Source organism: Streptococcus sp. 343_SSPC (assembly GCF_001072385.1).
GTDB lineage: Bacteria > Bacillota > Bacilli > Lactobacillales > Streptococcaceae > Streptococcus.
In genome coordinates this window covers 1-17,712 of the sequence record NZ_JVKU01000019.1, presented here as the reverse complement: position 1 = coordinate 17,712, position 17,712 = coordinate 1, and the positions used below count along the sequence as shown (strand labels likewise).

Annotated in this window: 8 protein-coding genes; all 8 read left to right on the top strand. The window is 41.1% G+C overall.

Annotated elements, in window-relative coordinates:
- Nucleotides 1-10: 10 nt before the first annotated feature.
- Nucleotides 11-1,372, top strand: a complete 1,362-nt coding sequence (radA, locus tag ADH27_RS06190; RefSeq protein ID WP_082160983.1) for a DNA repair protein RadA — start codon at nucleotides 11-13, stop codon at nucleotides 1,370-1,372.
- A gap of 82 nt (nucleotides 1,373-1,454) precedes the next feature.
- Entirely contained in the window at nucleotides 1,455-2,150 is a 696-nt protein-coding gene (locus ADH27_RS06185; RefSeq protein ID WP_023027329.1) for a TIGR00266 family protein, read from the top strand.
- Between the two features lie 146 nt (nucleotides 2,151-2,296).
- The gene (locus ADH27_RS06180; RefSeq protein ID WP_048716611.1) at nucleotides 2,297-2,794 is read left to right on the top strand and encodes a beta-class carbonic anhydrase; all 498 of its coding nucleotides are present in this window, start codon (nucleotides 2,297-2,299) and stop codon (nucleotides 2,792-2,794) included.
- 79 nt (nucleotides 2,795-2,873) lie between these two features.
- Nucleotides 2,874-5,810, top strand: coding sequence for a glycosyltransferase PgfM1 (gene pgfM1 / locus ADH27_RS06175; RefSeq protein ID WP_048716608.1), 2,937 nt, complete (start codon nucleotides 2,874-2,876; stop codon nucleotides 5,808-5,810).
- A gap of 304 nt (nucleotides 5,811-6,114) precedes the next feature.
- Entirely contained in the window at nucleotides 6,115-7,671 is a 1,557-nt protein-coding gene (locus ADH27_RS06170) for an LPXTG cell wall anchor domain-containing protein (protein ID WP_048716606.1), read from the top strand.
- A gap of 73 nt (nucleotides 7,672-7,744) precedes the next feature.
- Nucleotides 7,745-8,704, top strand: a complete 960-nt coding sequence (gene pgfS / locus ADH27_RS06165) for a glycosyltransferase PgfS (protein WP_048716603.1) — start codon at nucleotides 7,745-7,747, stop codon at nucleotides 8,702-8,704.
- Between the two features lie 20 nt (nucleotides 8,705-8,724).
- Entirely contained in the window at nucleotides 8,725-11,649 is a 2,925-nt protein-coding gene (gene pgfM1 / locus ADH27_RS06160; RefSeq protein WP_048716600.1) for a glycosyltransferase PgfM1, read from the top strand.
- Nucleotides 11,650-12,129: 480 nt separating this feature from the next.
- The coding region (locus tag ADH27_RS06155; protein ID WP_152904104.1) for a Spy0128 family protein at nucleotides 12,130-17,712 on the top strand (5,583 nt) is incomplete at its 3' end.

Here is a 17,712-nt window from a genome sequence, read left to right as displayed (position 1 = left end):
GAGGTTTATCATCGCAAAGAAAAAAACGACATTTATTTGTCAAAATTGTGCCTACAATTCACCCAAATACCTAGGACGCTGTCCTAACTGTGGGTCTTGGTCTTCTTTTGTTGAGGAGGTCGAGGTTGCAGAGGTCAAGAATGCACGGGTATCCTTGACAGGTGAAAAGACCAAACCCATGAAATTGGCGGACGTGACCTCTATCAATGTTCACCGGACCAAGACGGAGATGGAGGAATTCAACCGTGTGCTTGGAGGAGGAGTGGTGCCAGGAAGTCTAGTCCTCATCGGTGGGGATCCAGGGATCGGGAAATCAACCCTGCTCCTCCAAGTGTCGACCCAGTTGTCTCAAGTGGGAACGGTACTCTATGTTAGTGGAGAGGAATCAGCCCAGCAGATCAAACTTCGGGCAGAGCGCTTGGGGGATATCGACAGTGAGTTTTATCTCTATGCTGAGACCAATATGCAAAGCGTGCGAGCAGAGGTGGAACGCATCCAGCCCAACTTCCTCATCATTGACTCGATCCAGACCATTATGTCTCCTGAGATTTCAGGGGTGCAGGGGTCTGTTTCTCAGGTGCGTGAGGTGACAGCTGAACTTATGCAGCTGGCTAAGACTAATAACATTGCCATCTTTATCGTAGGGCATGTGACCAAGGAAGGGACCTTGGCGGGCCCTCGGATGTTGGAGCACATGGTGGATACGGTGCTCTACTTTGAGGGCGAGCGCCACCATACCTTCCGGATCTTGAGAGCGGTCAAAAACCGCTTTGGCTCCACCAATGAGATAGGGATCTTCGAGATGCAATCAGGTGGACTGGTTGAGGTCCTCAATCCCAGTCAGGTCTTTCTAGAAGAACGCTTGGATGGGGCGACTGGCTCTGCCATTGTCGTCACCATGGAAGGCAGCAGACCAATCTTGGCGGAAGTTCAGGCCTTGGTGACACCGACTGTATTTGGAAATGCCAAGCGGACGACAACGGGTCTTGACTTTAATCGGGTCAGCCTCATTATGGCTGTGTTAGAGAAACGTTGCGGACTTCTTCTTCAAAATCAAGATGCCTATCTCAAGTCGGCAGGTGGTGTCAAACTGGACGAACCGGCCATTGATCTATCTGTAGCGGTAGCCATTGCTTCCAGCTACAAGGAGCTTCCAACCAATCCGCAAGAGGCCTTTATCGGTGAGATTGGCTTGACCGGAGAGATTCGCCGAGTGACTCGGATCGAGCAACGGATCAACGAAGCGGCGAAACTAGGCTTCACTAAGATTTATGCACCAAAAAATTCTCTCCAAGGGATCGCGATCCCAGATGGCATCAAAGTGATAGCAGTCTCCACGGTAGGGGAAGTTTTGAAAAAAGTCTTTTCTTAATCAGGTCTTGGAATCGTTTGCAAAAAAGTTTTTCCTGTGCTATACTTTTTCTATACTTACTAAACATAGGGGGTTACTTATTTTGCAATTTTTTACAGATAACAATGTGCAGTTCCCTTTGGTCGAGCTGTCTCTCAATCAAGGTGAAACTGTCTATATTCAACGGGGGAGTATGGTCTACCATACGCCTAATGTGACCCTCAACACCAAATTAAATGCAAGTGGCTCTGGTGTGGGACGCTTTGTGAAAGCAGTTGGACGGTCAATGGTTTCGGGTGAAAGCACCTTTATTACTCAGGTATTTGCCCAGTCTAATAATGCTTACCTAGCATTGGCACCCGACTCACCAGGTCAGGTGGTGCCTCTCTACTTGGGTGAAAAGCAGTATCGCTTGAACGACGGTGCCTTCCTTGCACTGGATGGTTCAGCTTTCTATACAATGGAAACCCAATCGATTGGTAAGGCTCTCTTTGGTGGTCAGGGTGGATTCTTCGTCATGACGACCCAAGGGCAAGGGACCCTCTTGGTGAATGCCTACGGCTCAATTAAAAAAATTGAGCTAAACAATCAAGAAATCACCATTGATAATGCCCATGTCGTTGCTTGGAGCCAGTCTTTGGATTATAATATCCATTTGGAAAATGGTTTCTGGCAATCCATCGGAACAGGTGAGGGTGTTGTCAATACCTTTAGAGGGACTGGTGAGGTATATGTTCAAAGTCTCAATCTTCAAACCTTTGCTGGCTTGCTGAATCGTTATTTACCAAGACGATCATAAGATAAGAAAGGAGTGTAGAAGTCGGTTTGCTTTTACTCTCCTTTTTCATGTAGGCTGACAACTGACAATCTGGGAAAAAGATGGTAAGATAGAGTGTAAATGATTTGGTATTCAAACTATTTTACCAACCAGAAAGGAAGATCCTAATGTCCTATTTTGAGAATTTTTTAAAAGCCAATCAAGCCTATGTTGAATTGCATGGAGACCTCCATCTTCCGATCAAACCAAAAACGCAAGTGGCCATTGTAACCTGTATGGACTCTCGTCTTCACGTGGCACCAGCACTGGGGCTTGCTCTGGGGGATGCCCATATTTTGCGGAATGCAGGAGGGCGCGTGACAGAGGACATGATTCGTTCCTTGGTCATCTCACAGCAACAGATGGGGACTCGAGAAATCGTCGTCTTGCACCACACAGACTGTGGAGCGCAAACCTTTGAGAATGAAGGCTTCCGTCAGCATCTGAAGAAGGAACTGGGTGTTGATGTCGGAGACCAAGACTTCCTACCCTTTCAAGATATCTACGAGAGCGTCCGGGAGGATGTCGCTCTCGTAAAAGCATCGCCGCTGATTCCAGACGATGTCATTATCTCAGGAGCTGTCTATGATGTCGATACAGGATTGATCACTGAGGTGATAGATTAAACTTTTTCCGTTCGTCTTGGGAGGGACGATGGGAGAGTAATTATGTTTATAAAAGGAAAATAATTTAGGAGAAAGTAAAATGGTATCGTTATCGAAACCTATATTACGATTATTAGATAAGCACCCTAAAAAAGCAATCTATTTTTTGAGTGCTTTTTTACCTATGCTAATCATGCTTATCGTATGGGCGATAATTGGTTTATACCCATTTGGTAGCAGAAGCTTGATGTCTGTTGATTTTGGACAACAGTATGTTAGTTTTTTTGGATTATTGAAGAATTCAGTCTTATCGGGAGATTTCTCTAACCTGAGCTATTCGTTTACCCAGTCACTCGGGGGACCAATGGCAGGATTGGTTGGATATTATTTGCTGAGCCCTTTTAATCTGATTTTTATTATTACCCCATTTCAATTTTATGGGTTCGCCGTATTCCTCATTATTTGGCTGAGGTACGGAGCAATAGGTTTAGCATTTGCTTTTCTATTGATTAAGAGATACAAGGGATTGAGTTCGAAGAAGTATCTTGTCCCTTTGCTATCCACAGCATATGCTTTATCTGGAATGCTTGTTGCCTACCAGATGAATGTAATATTCTATGATGCTATGATTATGCTTCCGATAGTCATCGCTTATTTGGAAGAGTTATTGGATGGTGGGAGCATCTTTAAATATTCTCTTACCTTAGGGATGATGCTTTTCTTCCAATTTTACATGGGTTACATGGCATCTATTTTTATAGTTTTATATGCTTGTTTTTATGTATCTTCCAAATTAGGTGATAAAGGAACATTAAAGTTAAAATTAAGTAACTTTTTTAAGCCGTTATTGAGAGCTTTCGGAGCCTCAGTGATTGGAGGTGGTTTAGCTTCTGTAATCTTGTTACCTGTTTTATCAAGCCTTCTCGAAAGCAGAGGTGGTTACAACCCAGGAATGACTTTCTCGTTAGACTTAATGATTAAGCCACTGGATATTTTATCTAAGTTAACAATTGGTGGTTTTGATTCAGGAGCCTGGGTAATGGGGCCAAGCCTACCGAATATCTATATAGGAGCCTTTGGATTTGTCGGATTTATTTTGTATTTTTCATGTAAAAAAATTTGTAGCATAAAGAAATGGTCTGCGGGTGTCGTTACTTGTATTTTCTTTATCTCATTTGTTAATGAATTTGTAAATAAAATTTGGCATATGGGCCAAATGCCATTAGGATTTTTTTATCGTTTTTCCTGGTTGTTCTCATTTTTCATGTTAGTATTGGCATTCCAAGCACTAAAAAAAGGAATTGAGGTTTCGAAAAAAGGAAAAGTAATTTCACTTATCCTTTTATTGCTTGCATGCTCCTATTTGTCCAATACAACATTCGCTTATATAAAACAACTGCAACCGGAGACTTTCACACTGATTATTTCTGGTCACTTACAATTGATTGCATTGTTTACAATCATCAATGCTTGTATCATATTGTACTTATACTGGAAGTTGTCCAAAGAAAATATAGAAAAGAAGGTAACAAGAGTTATTTTAACTGCTGTTTTGCTTCTGGTTTCAGCGATCTTGGCTGTGAAAGGTTTTCTATTTTCACAGATCTATTTGACCTTTTTCACATATGTCTTTGTAATTTTTTCCATTAAGCCTAAAATGTCTAAGCTAGCAGTTGTCTTGCTTTATGGGATGACATTTTTTGAGCTAGGTTATAATGCCTATCTTTCCCAAGTTGGTTTTTACTATAACGATGTTGATCAGTTTGTAGATGCAACTACTTCAGTGAAGCGAGTAGTGGATCATGTAAAAAAACATGCTGATAGAAAATTTTATCGTATGGCCTCTACCTTTGCCTATTCTAGGACAAGTCCTTCGCTTTTAACGTACCCTGGCTTGGAGAACTTTAGTTCAACTCAGGAAAAATCAACAATTGATCATTTTTCATATATGGGAAATATAGGGGGATATTTCTCTACAATTTATGCAAATGGGACTCCATTAACAGATGCATTGTATGGCGTTCGATATTATATGGATTTCAAAGATGACACAGATAACCAGAAGGAACCTCAACCTGGGGGAATGAATTTTACTCGGTATACGAATCGTTATGATATGGAACGATATTTTACTGAAAAGGTTTATGAAGATGAACGGTACATCGTTCGTAAAAATCCAAATTCATTTTCTATCGCATATGGAACAAATAATCTTGTTAGTGACTTAAAATTCAACAGCAATGATGCTGTAAATAACCAAAATAGAATTTTAAATGCGATGCAGGGCGTTGCAGTTGGAAGTGCTGGTTATGTTGATTATTTTACGCCTTTGGGTTTTAACGATATTGAGGTGGAAAATGTAGAAGTTGTCAAAGAAAATAAGGACAGCGGAGAATACATCTATAGAAGAAAAGATAATTCGAAAGAGGGAGTGATTCGTTATAAGTTCACGCCTCAGAGTGATAATACATATTATTTGTTTTCGCCACAGACACTAACTGGTAGAAACGGCTACACAGTATCAGTAAACGGTGATTTGTTAAGTAATTTAATTGTTTTCTCTCAAAGACAAATATGGCAGATTACAGATCGAACGCCACAAAAGGAATCAGTTATTGAATTCCGATTCCAATTTGATGACATTGATTTATCTCATTTAGTATTATATAGAGCTGATGTTGAAAAAATTAAGGAAGTGCTAGATGCGAGAAAAAATCAAGAGTTGAATATAGAGCAGTTCAACAACACACATATAGTTGGTAAGGTGAATATAACAGACGAGAGCACCGTTATGATGACTTCGATTCCATACAATGAAGGTTGGAAAATCAAGGTTGATGGTAAGCAAGTTGAAACGAAGAAATCGTGGGATAGTTTTTTATCTTTTCCAATTTCACGAGGAAAACATAAAGTTGAGCTTTTCTTTAAGCAAAAATGGTCTACCCTTGGTCTAGTTCTCTCTGTGTTAAGCTTAATTGTCTTATTTATTATTTGGAAGAAAGAGAATAAACCAAAAAGTCGTCCTCTTGCTTCATAACCAAATAGGAATTCAGTCTTTGCGATGCAAGGACTGAATTTTTGTTCTCAAAGCATAAACGGGACCTATGAAAAACTAGGATAAGCTTGTGAAAATTTAATGAAAAAGATGAAGATCAAGATGGTTTTCGTTTTGAATTGAAAGGCTCATGATGGCCTTTGTTACAGTATTTGAGAGGTTTTGGCTCTCCTATAAAATCGGATTGACAAAAAACTGAACAATTAGTGAAAAAACATTAAAAAATCTTGCATTTATAAACAGATATGTTACAATAATAATCAAATAATTTATAAAGGAGCATAATATGCAGACCACAAAAGCACGCGTGAAGCGAGTTTTAGCATTTATGAGTCTTTTAGTTTTATCCTTGACAGTTTTTACGACAGTCTTTGCGACTGAAGTAACCAGTTATACGATAAAAACTGAAATTAAGGTTGATAACCAACCGTTAACTGCCGACACGAAGATCACTACTGGTCAAACGATGGAGGCGACAAACGAGATTAGTTTCCCTGACTCACAGCAGATCAATGCTGGTGACACATTGGTTCTAGATCTTCCAAAAGAACTAGGCCTGGTGACCAAGCTAGAGTTTCCAATTGTACACGAAAATGGTGAAGTAATTGCCAATGCAGTGACCGATCCAAGTACGCAAAAGGTGACCATTACCTTTACAAACTATTTCTCTGAGAATTACAAAGATAAGGTAATGACCTTGAGGTACAATGTTCGTCCAAATGCAGCGAACTTGCCAAAGACGGGAACTTACTACTTTACATTTGGTAGCACTGACTTCACATTGAACTACAACAAGGACGATGGTGAAGCTGGTGACTATGAAATGAAGTATGGTTACCAAGATCCACAAAATCCTAAGCGGATAAAATGGCGTATTGTCTTGAATGCGGTTCAAGACAAGTTGAGCAATATGGTCATCAAGGATGACTTCAGCGACAGCGGACAAGTCTTAGTAGAAGGTTCTCTACGTGCTGTTCGTTATGCAACTCAGCCAGAGAAGATTCCAAATGAAGCGGCTCTTCTTAAGTTGGAACCGATTGATAACTTTACCAAAAAAGCCGAGTTTACCAGAAATGCTGATGGCGATATCACAGGATTCACGATTAATTTTGGGGATAACTGGAACTGGGCTATGTACATTGAGTACACAACAGAGTTGAAATCAGCACTTCCTGAAGGAAGTAAAGTGGCCAATGTCCTAGAATGGTCAGCTAGCAATTTTGACAAGTCTCGCTCAATTAACGCCTTGACACGTTTGGAAAGTGCTTCAGGTAGCGGTAGTGGGGATCGAACAACTACAACCACGACGACTACTACAACTACTACAACAAGCACAACTGCTACTGAGGAACCAACGACCACGTCAACGACGACTGAGGAGCCAACAACTACGTCAACCACAACGACTGAGGAACCAACAACCACGTCAACCACGACGACTGAGGGGCCATCAACCACGTCGACTACGACGACTGAGGAACCAACAACTACGTCAACTACGACGACTGAGGAACCAACAACCACGTCAACCACGACGACTGAGGAGCCATCAACCACGTCGACTACGACGACTGAGGAACCAACCACTACGTCAACTACGACGACAACCACTACGACAACTACGACTGGTGGAGGACGTCCAACAACCACTACGACAACAACAACTCCAGGTGGTCCAACTACTGGTGAAACCACTGAACCAACACCGGGAGGTGGTACTGGTGGAGGTCGTAAGAAACTTCTGCCAAGTACTGGTGAAGTCGTAGCAACTGGTCTCGTTATTTCGGGAGTCATTGTCCTCATCGGTGCGATCGTGTTAAAACGCAAAATTTCTAATAAATAAACAAAGAGTTTCCGTATGATGGAGAGAGCGAAAGCTCTCTCTTTTTTGGGAGAACGATAGATGGAGAAAAGGGATGAAATTATCAATACTCATTACACTACTCAATGAGGAATTAGTACTAGCTCAGACTCATGCAGCTATTTCGGCCCAGCTGGAAGACATGCTTGGGAAAGATCTTTCGGATTATGAAATCCTTTATATTGATGATGGAAGCAATGACAGGACCTTTGAGCTGATTGCAGGAATTGCCAGAGACAATGATCGGGTCAAATATATTCGCTTTAGTCGAAACTTCGGCCGAGAGAGTGGTATCTTGGCTGGGTTTAAGTATGCGACGGGAGATGCTGTCATGGTCATGGATGGTGACTTGCAACATCCGCCCTATCTTATCCCGCTCTTTTTAGAGGCCTACAAGGAAGGCTACGATATCGTCAGTGGTCAGCGGACTCGTGACGGTGAATCCTTTGTGGGGAGCACCTTTGCTCGTCTCTTTTACTTCCTATCTAACAAATCGATGGATGTCCATTTGACGGATGGGAAATCCGAGCTCAGACTTCTCAGTCGCAAGGCCATCAACGCCTTTGTCTCCATGCCGGAATATAACCGCTTTAATAAAGGTCTGTACGAATGGATTGGTTTCAAGGAGAAAGTCATCCCTTATAAAAATGAACTTCGCAAGGCTGGAAAGAGTAAGTTTGGCTTCAAGAAATCCATGAACTATGCCATTCAAGGGATTATTTCCTTTAACGACCGCCCTCTTCGCGTGTGTATCCAATTTGGATTTATCTGTCTGGGCTTGGCTATTCTGTACTTGGCTTTTGAGTTGATGAAGTATATCTTTGCACCGGGGAATTATGTGAGTGGGTATTTCACCACCATTGCGGCCATCATCCTCTTTAGTGGAGTGCAGCTAATCTTTATCGGAATTCTTGGAGAATATATCGGGAAGATTTATTACGAAGTGAAACGTCGCCCTCATTTCATTATTGAAGACACCAATATTGAGAAGGCGAAAGAAGATAGTATTGGATAAGGAAGATAGGAGATAGAAGAATGTTTGTCTGGACCAAGCCTTGGCAAGAACTTTGGAAGAGAAAACCCAAGGGCTTGCTGTATGCTTTTAGCGCCATGCTCCCAATGGCCATCATGCTGGTCGTTTGGGCCTTTATGGGGACTTTTCCATTTGGAGACAAAAGCTTGATGGCTGTTGACTTTGGTCAACAATACATCAGCTTCTTTGGCTTGTTAAAAAATGCCGTGCTCTCCGGAGATTTATCTAGTTTGAGCTATTCCTTTACCAAGTCTCTGGGGGGAGATATGATAGGGGTGCTCGGCTACTATTTGATGAGTCCTTTTAATATCATCTATATTTTGACACCCCTCAAGTACTTTGGGTTTGCGGTCTTCTTGACCATTTGGCTCCGTTACGGGGCTATTGGGATGGCCTTTGCCTTCCTCTTGATCAAACGGTATAAGGGCTTGGAGTCTAGGAAATGGCTGGTGCCCCTCTTTGCGACGGCTTATGCCCTGTCAGGGATGCTGGTGTCGTATCAGATGAATGTCATTTTCTACGATGCCATGATCATGCTTCCCATCGTCATCGTCTACCTAGAAGAACTATTGGATGGAGGCGCTCCTTATCGCTATGCCTTTGCCTTAGGCTTGACGGTCTTGCTCCAATTCTATATGGGCTATATGATCTCCATTTTCATCGCCTTGTATGCTTGCTACTATGTATCGCCAAGGCTGATGGTCGAAGGAGATTGGAAGAAGAAAATTAGAAACGTCAGTCTTCCCCTCTTGCAGGCAGTGATCTATTCGATTATCGGGATTGCGCTAGCTTCTGTCATCCTCTTGCCGGTCTTCTTCAACCTCATTGAAAGTAAGGGCCAGGTTGGAGGAGGGATGACCTTCTCGTTGGCCTTTCAAATTAACCCCTTAGATATTTTTGCCAAGCTAGTTGTGGGTGGCTTTGATAACACCTCAGGCTGGTCTGCGGGGCCAAACCTTCCCAATATCTATATCGGAGCCTTGGGCCTACTAGGCTTTGTATCCTATTTCTTGTCGAAAAAAGTTGTCAGAGTCAAGAAATGGGCTGCTGGTCTGGTCACCCTTGTCTTCTTTATTTCCTTTGTCAATGAATTTGTCAGCAAGATTTGGCATATGGGGCAAAACCCAGCTGGTTTCTTTTTCCGCTTCTCTTGGCTATTCTCTTTCTTTATGCTCATTCTAGCCTACCAAGCGATGAAAGAAAAATTGGTGCTTTCACGCATCGCCAACCTAGTGATTGGTCTGGTGTTGGCGTTGGCAGTTGTCTATATCTATTCGCAGAACTATAGCTTCATTGCCAAACTTCAACCGTCTGGTGTCACCCGTTACATCACCCGCTTTACCGCCCTTCATTTGTTGGCGCTCCTGGTTGTTGCCTCCTATGGCTTTTATAGCTATTGGGACAAGTCCAAGAAGAGCCAGAAAGAAAAGATCATTCGGATTGGCTGGACAGCTGGCTTCCTTGTCCTTGCCCTCATCCTTTTAAAAGCAGGCTATCTGTTGTCCCAAGTTGGGATCACCGTTTTGATGTACTTGCTTGTCCTTCTGGTCTTGAACCAAAAATGGTCCCGCTTGTCAGTCGTGATCTTATCCGCCTTGACCTTCTTTGAGCTGGGCTACAATGCCTATCTCTCTCAGGTGACCTTAGGCTATGACAGTGTCTATAAATTTGCAGATGCTGCTGTCTCGGTCAAGCGTGTGACGGATAAAGTCCAGGCTGATGCAGATGAGAAGTTTTACCGGATTGCGACCGACTTTGCTTATTCTCGAACGGTCCCATCCTTGGTATCTTATCCGGGATTAAGCACCTTCAGCTCGAGCTTAGAACGGTCGACCATGGATCACTTTGCTTACATGGGAGATCTAGGGGTCAATGCAGCCACAGAGTATACCAATGGGACGCCTTTGACGGATGCCTTGTACGGTGTTCGCTATTACATGCATGCCAAGGAGTTCGATCCAAAAGAGATGGAAGCACATCCAGAAAAGATGTATTTCTATCGCTTTACCAACCGCTTTGACATGGGGCGTTACTACACAGAGACAGTCTATGAAGACAATCGCTTTGTTGTCTATAAAAACCCTCATTCCTTCCCTTTGGCCTATGGGACCAATTCCCTCGTGAAGAATATTCAATTTGGGGCCAACAATGCCTTTGCCAACCAGAACATTATCCTCAACTCGATGGAAGGCCATCAAAAGAATACAGGCGATTATGTGGAGTATTTCAAACCCTTGGCCTTCACGGGGATTGAAACGGAGAATTTAATAGAAGAAAAGGTCAACAAGGAGACAGGAGAGGCCATCTATCGACGGGCAGATTCTTCTAAAGAAGGCATTATCCGTTATAAGGTCATTCCACGTTCCAACAATACCTATTACTTCTTTGTGCCGGCGTCCTTGATTCCTAAGCAAGATTATTCTGTCCTGGTCAACAATAAATGGTTGCCAAATAGTAAGACCTTTACCCAAAGGCAAATCTGGCAGCTGACGGACATGACCGAAAATCAAGAGTCGGTGATTGAGTTTCGCTTTAGAACGGATACCATTGATATGAGCCAGGCGGGTGTCTATCGGGCCGAGCTGGATCAGATCCAAGAAGTACTTGAGAAGCGCAAGCAGCAAGGTTTGAAGGTGACCAAGTTCAGCAATACTCATATCGAGGGGGAGGTCACTATTACAGATGATAGTGATGTCATGATGACCTCCATCCCATACAGTGCCGGCTGGCAGGTAAAAGTGGATGGTCAAGCTGTCACGACCGAAAGAGCCTGGAATAGCTTCCTATCTTTCCCAATCACTAAAGGGAAACATAAGGTCGAGTTTGTCTTCAAAACCAGAGGTGGCTTGACCGGTGCCCTATTGTCTATTGTTGCAGCTGTGAGTCTCCTTATCATTAGAAAAAAATGGAAAGAGGAGCATTCTTAATCTTCCCCAGGGTGTAATAAATTTCTTAAGAAGTTGAGATTTCGGTCTAAATTTCAGATTGAAGATAGAGTCTTCTTTAAAACTTTCCTTAGGTGAGTACGGACGTTAGCGAACTTCTTCGAAGTTCCATGACTAATTATTGAGCCTAAGGTCTCAATAATTCCGAGTGCCTGAACCGCGATTGTTTCAGGCACTTTTCTCACTGCGGAAAGTTATATATCTGTTTCCTGACTCAAAAAATAGAGCACCTATTTTCTGTATTAAAGATGGAAAAGTGTTAAAAAATGAATGATAAAAAAATGGACTAAATGGGAAAAAAAGTAAAAAAATGTTAAAAAATAGAGGGAAACTTCATCTGAATATTCAGAAAGTTTTACGGTAAGTAACAACTTTGATATATTTAGTTGACGGTGATGAACAAGTTTGATAATATTTGTTATGTATCAAACAATAAAAATATGAAAAAGGAGATACAAATAAATGAAGGAAATGTTTAATAGACGTCAGCGCTTTTCTTTGCGAAAGTATAGCGTTGGCGTTTGTTCTGTATTACTAGGGACAGCGCTTTTTGCTGTAGGAGCTCCGACAGTAGCTGCGGAGGAAGCTGGTGCGTCTACTGACACAAGTAAGGAAGCTGTAACAAGTGTTCAACCCGAGCCTGACCAAGCGCCTCAAGATACTGCTACTACAGCTCCAGGTGGGACTTACGCTGCACCTAAAGTGGAGCTTCCAAACTCTGCTTTAGCAACTGAAGCAAAAGCTGTGACTGAAACACCAGCCGCACCTTCAGAAAAAGCTGAGGAAGTAAAACCAGCAGCAGAAGCAACTCCAAAAGCAGAAGTAGCTGCAAAACCAGCAACAGCTGAAGCAGGAATCTCTTTAGAAGAACATGCTAAATTGTTGGAAACAGAAAAAGCAGCTGAAGCAAAACCTGCAGCAACTGAAGCAAAACCAGCAACAGAAGAATCAAACAAACCAAAAGTGCGTAGTCGTCGTGCTGTTACGAACGAAGCTGTAGCTGGAGACCACAACTCTAACCCTGTAGCGGTAAGCACTTACCTAAAAGATGGGGAAAAAGTAACTCCAGAAATTAAAGATGCTAACGGTGCAACTGTAAGATCTCAAACGGTACCAGCTGGTTACTCTGCTAAAGAAGGAGACTGGTACACTTACAGTATCGTAGATCTTACTAGATTTAACGAACGTTACCGTACAAATTACTACTCTCGCGCGTATAAGAGATTCGATGATTCTACAGATACAGTTGTTGAATTAATTGATAAAAACACTGGTAATGTAGTAGAAACTAGAACTATTACAGCAACAAGTGGAATTCAAAAATTCACTACGACAGCTACTGCATCTAGAGGAGAGTTAACTTATCAAGTAGACTACGATAAAGGGACACCTGCTAGTAAGGCTGAACCTGCTCAACCATTCTTACAATATGGATACGAAGTTGGAGCAAGCATTCAAGCTTTAGTAGCTCCAGGACACCAACTTACACCTGACGAACAAAAATTATTCGATGCTGTTTATGCAGCTCGTACATCAACAGATATTATCAACGTTGTAGAACCAGCTTATAACGGTCGTACAATTACTGATACTAACAGTAAAATTCCACGATTTGTTGAAAAAACAACTTTCTACAGAGTAGTTGATAAAAACAACCCTACATTTAACGCTAGTAAAACTGATGCAACAGTTCAAGATTATGAGCCAAATGGTAATGAAGTTGATTTAGCTAAATATACTACTAAAGCTATGGAAGGACAAAACTTCACAGCATCTGGTGAGCGTCAATTTGATGGATACAAACTTTACCAAACAGCAAATCCAGATTCAACATCAGGTTATGTAAGTCGTCCTTACAAAGTTGGTACTAAATTCATGGACGCTGAGCGTGCAGGAATTAAACGTATTAAAGAAATCGTAGACGAAGATGGAACAGTAGTAGTTCGTGTTTACTTACTAGATCCAAAACAACAAAGCAAACGTTCTGACGGTAGCTTGAGCACTGATGGCTACATGTTGCTAGCAGAAACTAAGCCTATTAAACCAGGTGATTATAACAAACAAGAATTAGCTGTTAAGAAAACACCTCTTACAACTATTCCATATACAGAAACTAATCCAAAAACTGGAGCAGTCACACAATATCCTAATGGTAAAGAAGTTCCATTCGACTTCCAAAAAGCTGCTGGATATACACCATATAAAACTGTATTCGTACCATTCTTAGGAGACAATATCGGTCACCTTTCTCCAAATGCTCAACTAGAACGTGGAGTAAATGGTATCGGTACAAACGTTGACTTATTAAACTCGTTAACACCATACAAACAACCTGTTTACTACTATGTAAAACAAGAGCCAGTTGAAGTAACTCCAGAAGTTGAAAAACAATTGGAAGGACGTGTATTAGCAAATGGTGAGTTTACATTCAAACTAAAAGAGGTACAACCAAATAAATCGCTTCCTGCACATGAAGAAACTGTAACTAACAAAGCAGACGGAAAAGCTACATTCAGCAAATTAACATTTAACAAAGTGGGAACTTACACTTACACCATCACTGAGACTCCAGGTTCAGATGCAAACGTTGAATACGATGCAATGACAGTTACAATGACTGTTACTGTAACTGAAAACGCTCAAGGTGATTTGCAAGCTGCAGTTAAATACAGTGCTGAAGGTGGATTCAAGTCAAGTGCTGATGATAAAGTCTTCAACAACTACGTTGTAGCACCAGTTAAAACTAAATTCGACTTCACTAAGAAATTAGCTGGACGTGAACTTAAAGACGGAGAATTTAAATTCGTTCTTAAAGATGCAAACGGACAAGAAGTTGAAACAGTAACTAACAAAGCAGACGGAACTGTAACATTTACAGAATTATCATTCGACAACTCTAAAGTTGGTACTCACACTTATACTGTAGAAGAAGTTGTCCCTGCAGCGAAAGAAGCTGGAATGGTATATGATACTATGAAAGCTACGATTACTGTAGAAGTTGCTAAAAATGGTCACACATTAACAACAGTAACTAACGTAGTTTCTGCTGGTGGGGTAGACGCTAATGGTAAAGCAACTGATGGAACAGCGGATAAAGAGTTTAACAACAAGATCACTCCTCCGGAAACACCTGAGTTCCAACCAGAAAAATTCGTCCTTAAAAAAGAAAAATTTGACCTAACAGGTACAAAATTAATGGACGATGACGATGAGCTTCAGGATGAGTACACAGAAACAAATGCAAATCCATATGCTGATCAAACTAACAACAACGAAGCAGAAAACATCAATACCAAGACTGTTGAACGTGGTGATAAATTAGTTTACCAAGTATGGTTGGATACTAAGAACTTCACTGACAAGAACAACATCCAATCCGTAGGTATCTCTGATACATACGATGCAGATAAATTGACTGTTAACAGTGCTGATATCAAGGCTTATGACAGCGAAACAGGAGTTGATGTAACATCTAAATTTGATATTACAGTAGCTAACGGAGTCATTACAGCTACATCTAAAGCATCAATGAACAAATCTTTAGGTGATGCTGATAACACTCAAGTTATCGACACAACTAAATTTGCATTTGGTCGCTACTACAAATTCGATATCCCAGCAACTGTTAAAGCAGATGTTCCTGGTGGGGTAGACATCGAAAACAAAGCCAACCAAATCGTTCATGTTTACAACCCAGTAAGCAAATCTGTAGAAACTCCAGAAAAACCAACTCAAAAACGTGTGAACAGTGTCCCAATCACTGTAGAATTCAACTTCACAAAACGTTTGGAAGGTCGTGAACTTAAAGCGAACGAATTCAGCTTCGTACTGAAAGATTCAACTGGTAAAGAAATTGAAACTGTTAAGAACGATGCATCTGGTAACGTTAAATTCTCAGCCTTGAAATTCAAAAAAGGTGAAGAAGGAACTCACAAATATACTGTTGAAGAGGTTGCAGGAACAGACACAACTGTCACTTACGATACAATGAAAGCAGAAGTAACTGTAAAAGTATCTCACAACGGTACATCTAAAGCATTGGTTGCTAACGTAACTGAACCAGCTGACAAAGAGTTCAACAATACTGTAACTCCTCCAACAGAACCTAAGTTCCAACCAGAGAAGTATGTATTGAATAAAGAGAAATACTCTATCACTGATAACAAGCTTCTTGATGATGATGCTGAGTTGACAGACAAGTACGCAGATACTAATGCGAACCCATACGCAGACCAAACTAACAACAATGAAGCAGAAAACATCAATACCAAGACTGTTAATCGCGGAGATAAGCTTTACTACCAAGTATGGTTGGATACAACTAAATTCTCAGCTAACAACAAAGAAAACGTTCAATCAGTAGGAATCACTGATGACTTCGATGAAACGAAAGTTGATGTAGATGGTTCAGCCATCAAGGCTTACGACTCAGTAACTGGTGACGATGTAACAAACAAATTTGACATCAAGGTTGAAAATGGTGTGATGACTGCAACCCTTAAAGCTGGCTTCACGAAGTCATTGGGTGATGCAGAAAATACTCAAATCATTGACACAACTAAATTTGCATTTGAACGTTACTACAAATTTGATATCCCAGCAACTGTTAAAGCTGACGTTGCAGGTGGAGTAGACATCGAAAATACTGCGGCTCAAGTAGTCAACTACTACAACCCAACAACTAAGAAAGTTGAAAAACCAAACAAACCAACTGAAAAACGTGTTAACAACGTACCAATCTCAGTTGAATTCAACTTCACTAAGAAATTGGAAGGCCGTGAGTTGAAAGCTAACGAATTCAGCTTCGTTCTTAAAGATTCAACTGGTAAAGTTGTTGAAACAGTAAGCAATGATGCGGCAGGAAACGTTAAGTTCTCAACTCTTACATTCAAGAAGGGTCAAGAAGGCGTTCATAACTACACAGTAGAAGAAGTTAAAGGAAACGACGCAACCGTTACCTACGATACTATGAAAGCAAATGTAACCATCACAGTTTCACACGATGGTACAGCTAAAGCTCTTGTGGCAAATCTTGGAAATATTGCAGATAAAGAGTTCAACAATACAGTAACTCCTCCAACAGAACCTAAGTTCCAACCAGAGAAGTATGTATTGAATACAGAGAAATACTCTATCACTGATAACAAGCTTCTTGATGATGATTCTGAGTTGGCAGATAAGTACGGAGATACAAATACTGATCCATATGTTGACAAAGACACCAACAATGAAGCAGAAAACATCAATACGAAGACTGTTAAACGCGGTCAAAAATTAGTTTACCAAGTATGGTTGGATACAACTAAATTCTCAGCAACTAACAAAGAAAACATTCAATCTGTAGGAATCTCTGATAACTACGATGAAGCGAAGTTGGAACTTGATGTTACTAAGATCAAAGCTTATGATTCAGTATCTGGTAATGATGTAACAGATAAATTTGATATCGTTGAAAACAACGGAGTGATCACTGCAACTCTTAAAGCTGGCTTCACTAAGTCACTTGGCGATGCAGAAAATACTCAAGTTATCGATACAACTAAGTTTGAATTTGGACGTTACTACAAGTTTGATATCCCAACAACAGTTAAACAAACAGTTAAAGCTGGTGTAGATATCGAAAACACTGCTGCACAAGTAGTCAACTACTACAACCCAACAACTAAGAAAGTTGAAACTCCAGAAAAACCTACTCAAAAACGTGTTAACAACGTACCAGTACCAGTAGAATTTAACTTCACTAAGAAATTAGAAGGTCGTGAACTTAAAGATCAAGAATTCAGCTTCACACTTAAAGATGCCGATGGTAAAGTTCTTGAAACTGTGAAGAACGACGCTGACGGAAAAGTTAAATTCTCAGCTATTGAGTTCAAGAAAGGTCAAGAAGGAACTTACAACTACACAGTAGAAGAAGTTAAAGGAAGCGACGCAACTGTTACTTACGATACAATGAAGGCTGCAGTGAAAGTCACAGTATCACATGATGGAACAGCTAAAGTTCTTGTAGCTACTGTTGGCGAAATCGCTGATAAAGAGTTCAACAAC

Bases quoted from the DNA above. Each gene is read 5' to 3' on its own strand.
- pgfM1 (WP_048716600.1), top strand. From the start codon at position 8,725: ATGTTTGTCTGGACCAAGCCTTGGCAAGAACTTTGGAAGAGAAAACCC.
- pgfS (WP_048716603.1), top strand. From the start codon at position 7,745: ATGAAATTATCAATACTCATTACACTACTCAATGAGGAATTAGTACTA.
- ADH27_RS06180 (WP_048716611.1), top strand. From the start codon at position 2,297: ATGTCCTATTTTGAGAATTTTTTAAAAGCCAATCAAGCCTATGTTGAA.
- pgfM1 (WP_048716608.1), top strand. From the start codon at position 2,874: ATGGTATCGTTATCGAAACCTATATTACGATTATTAGATAAGCACCCT.
- ADH27_RS06170 (WP_048716606.1), top strand. From the start codon at position 6,115: ATGCAGACCACAAAAGCACGCGTGAAGCGAGTTTTAGCATTTATGAGT.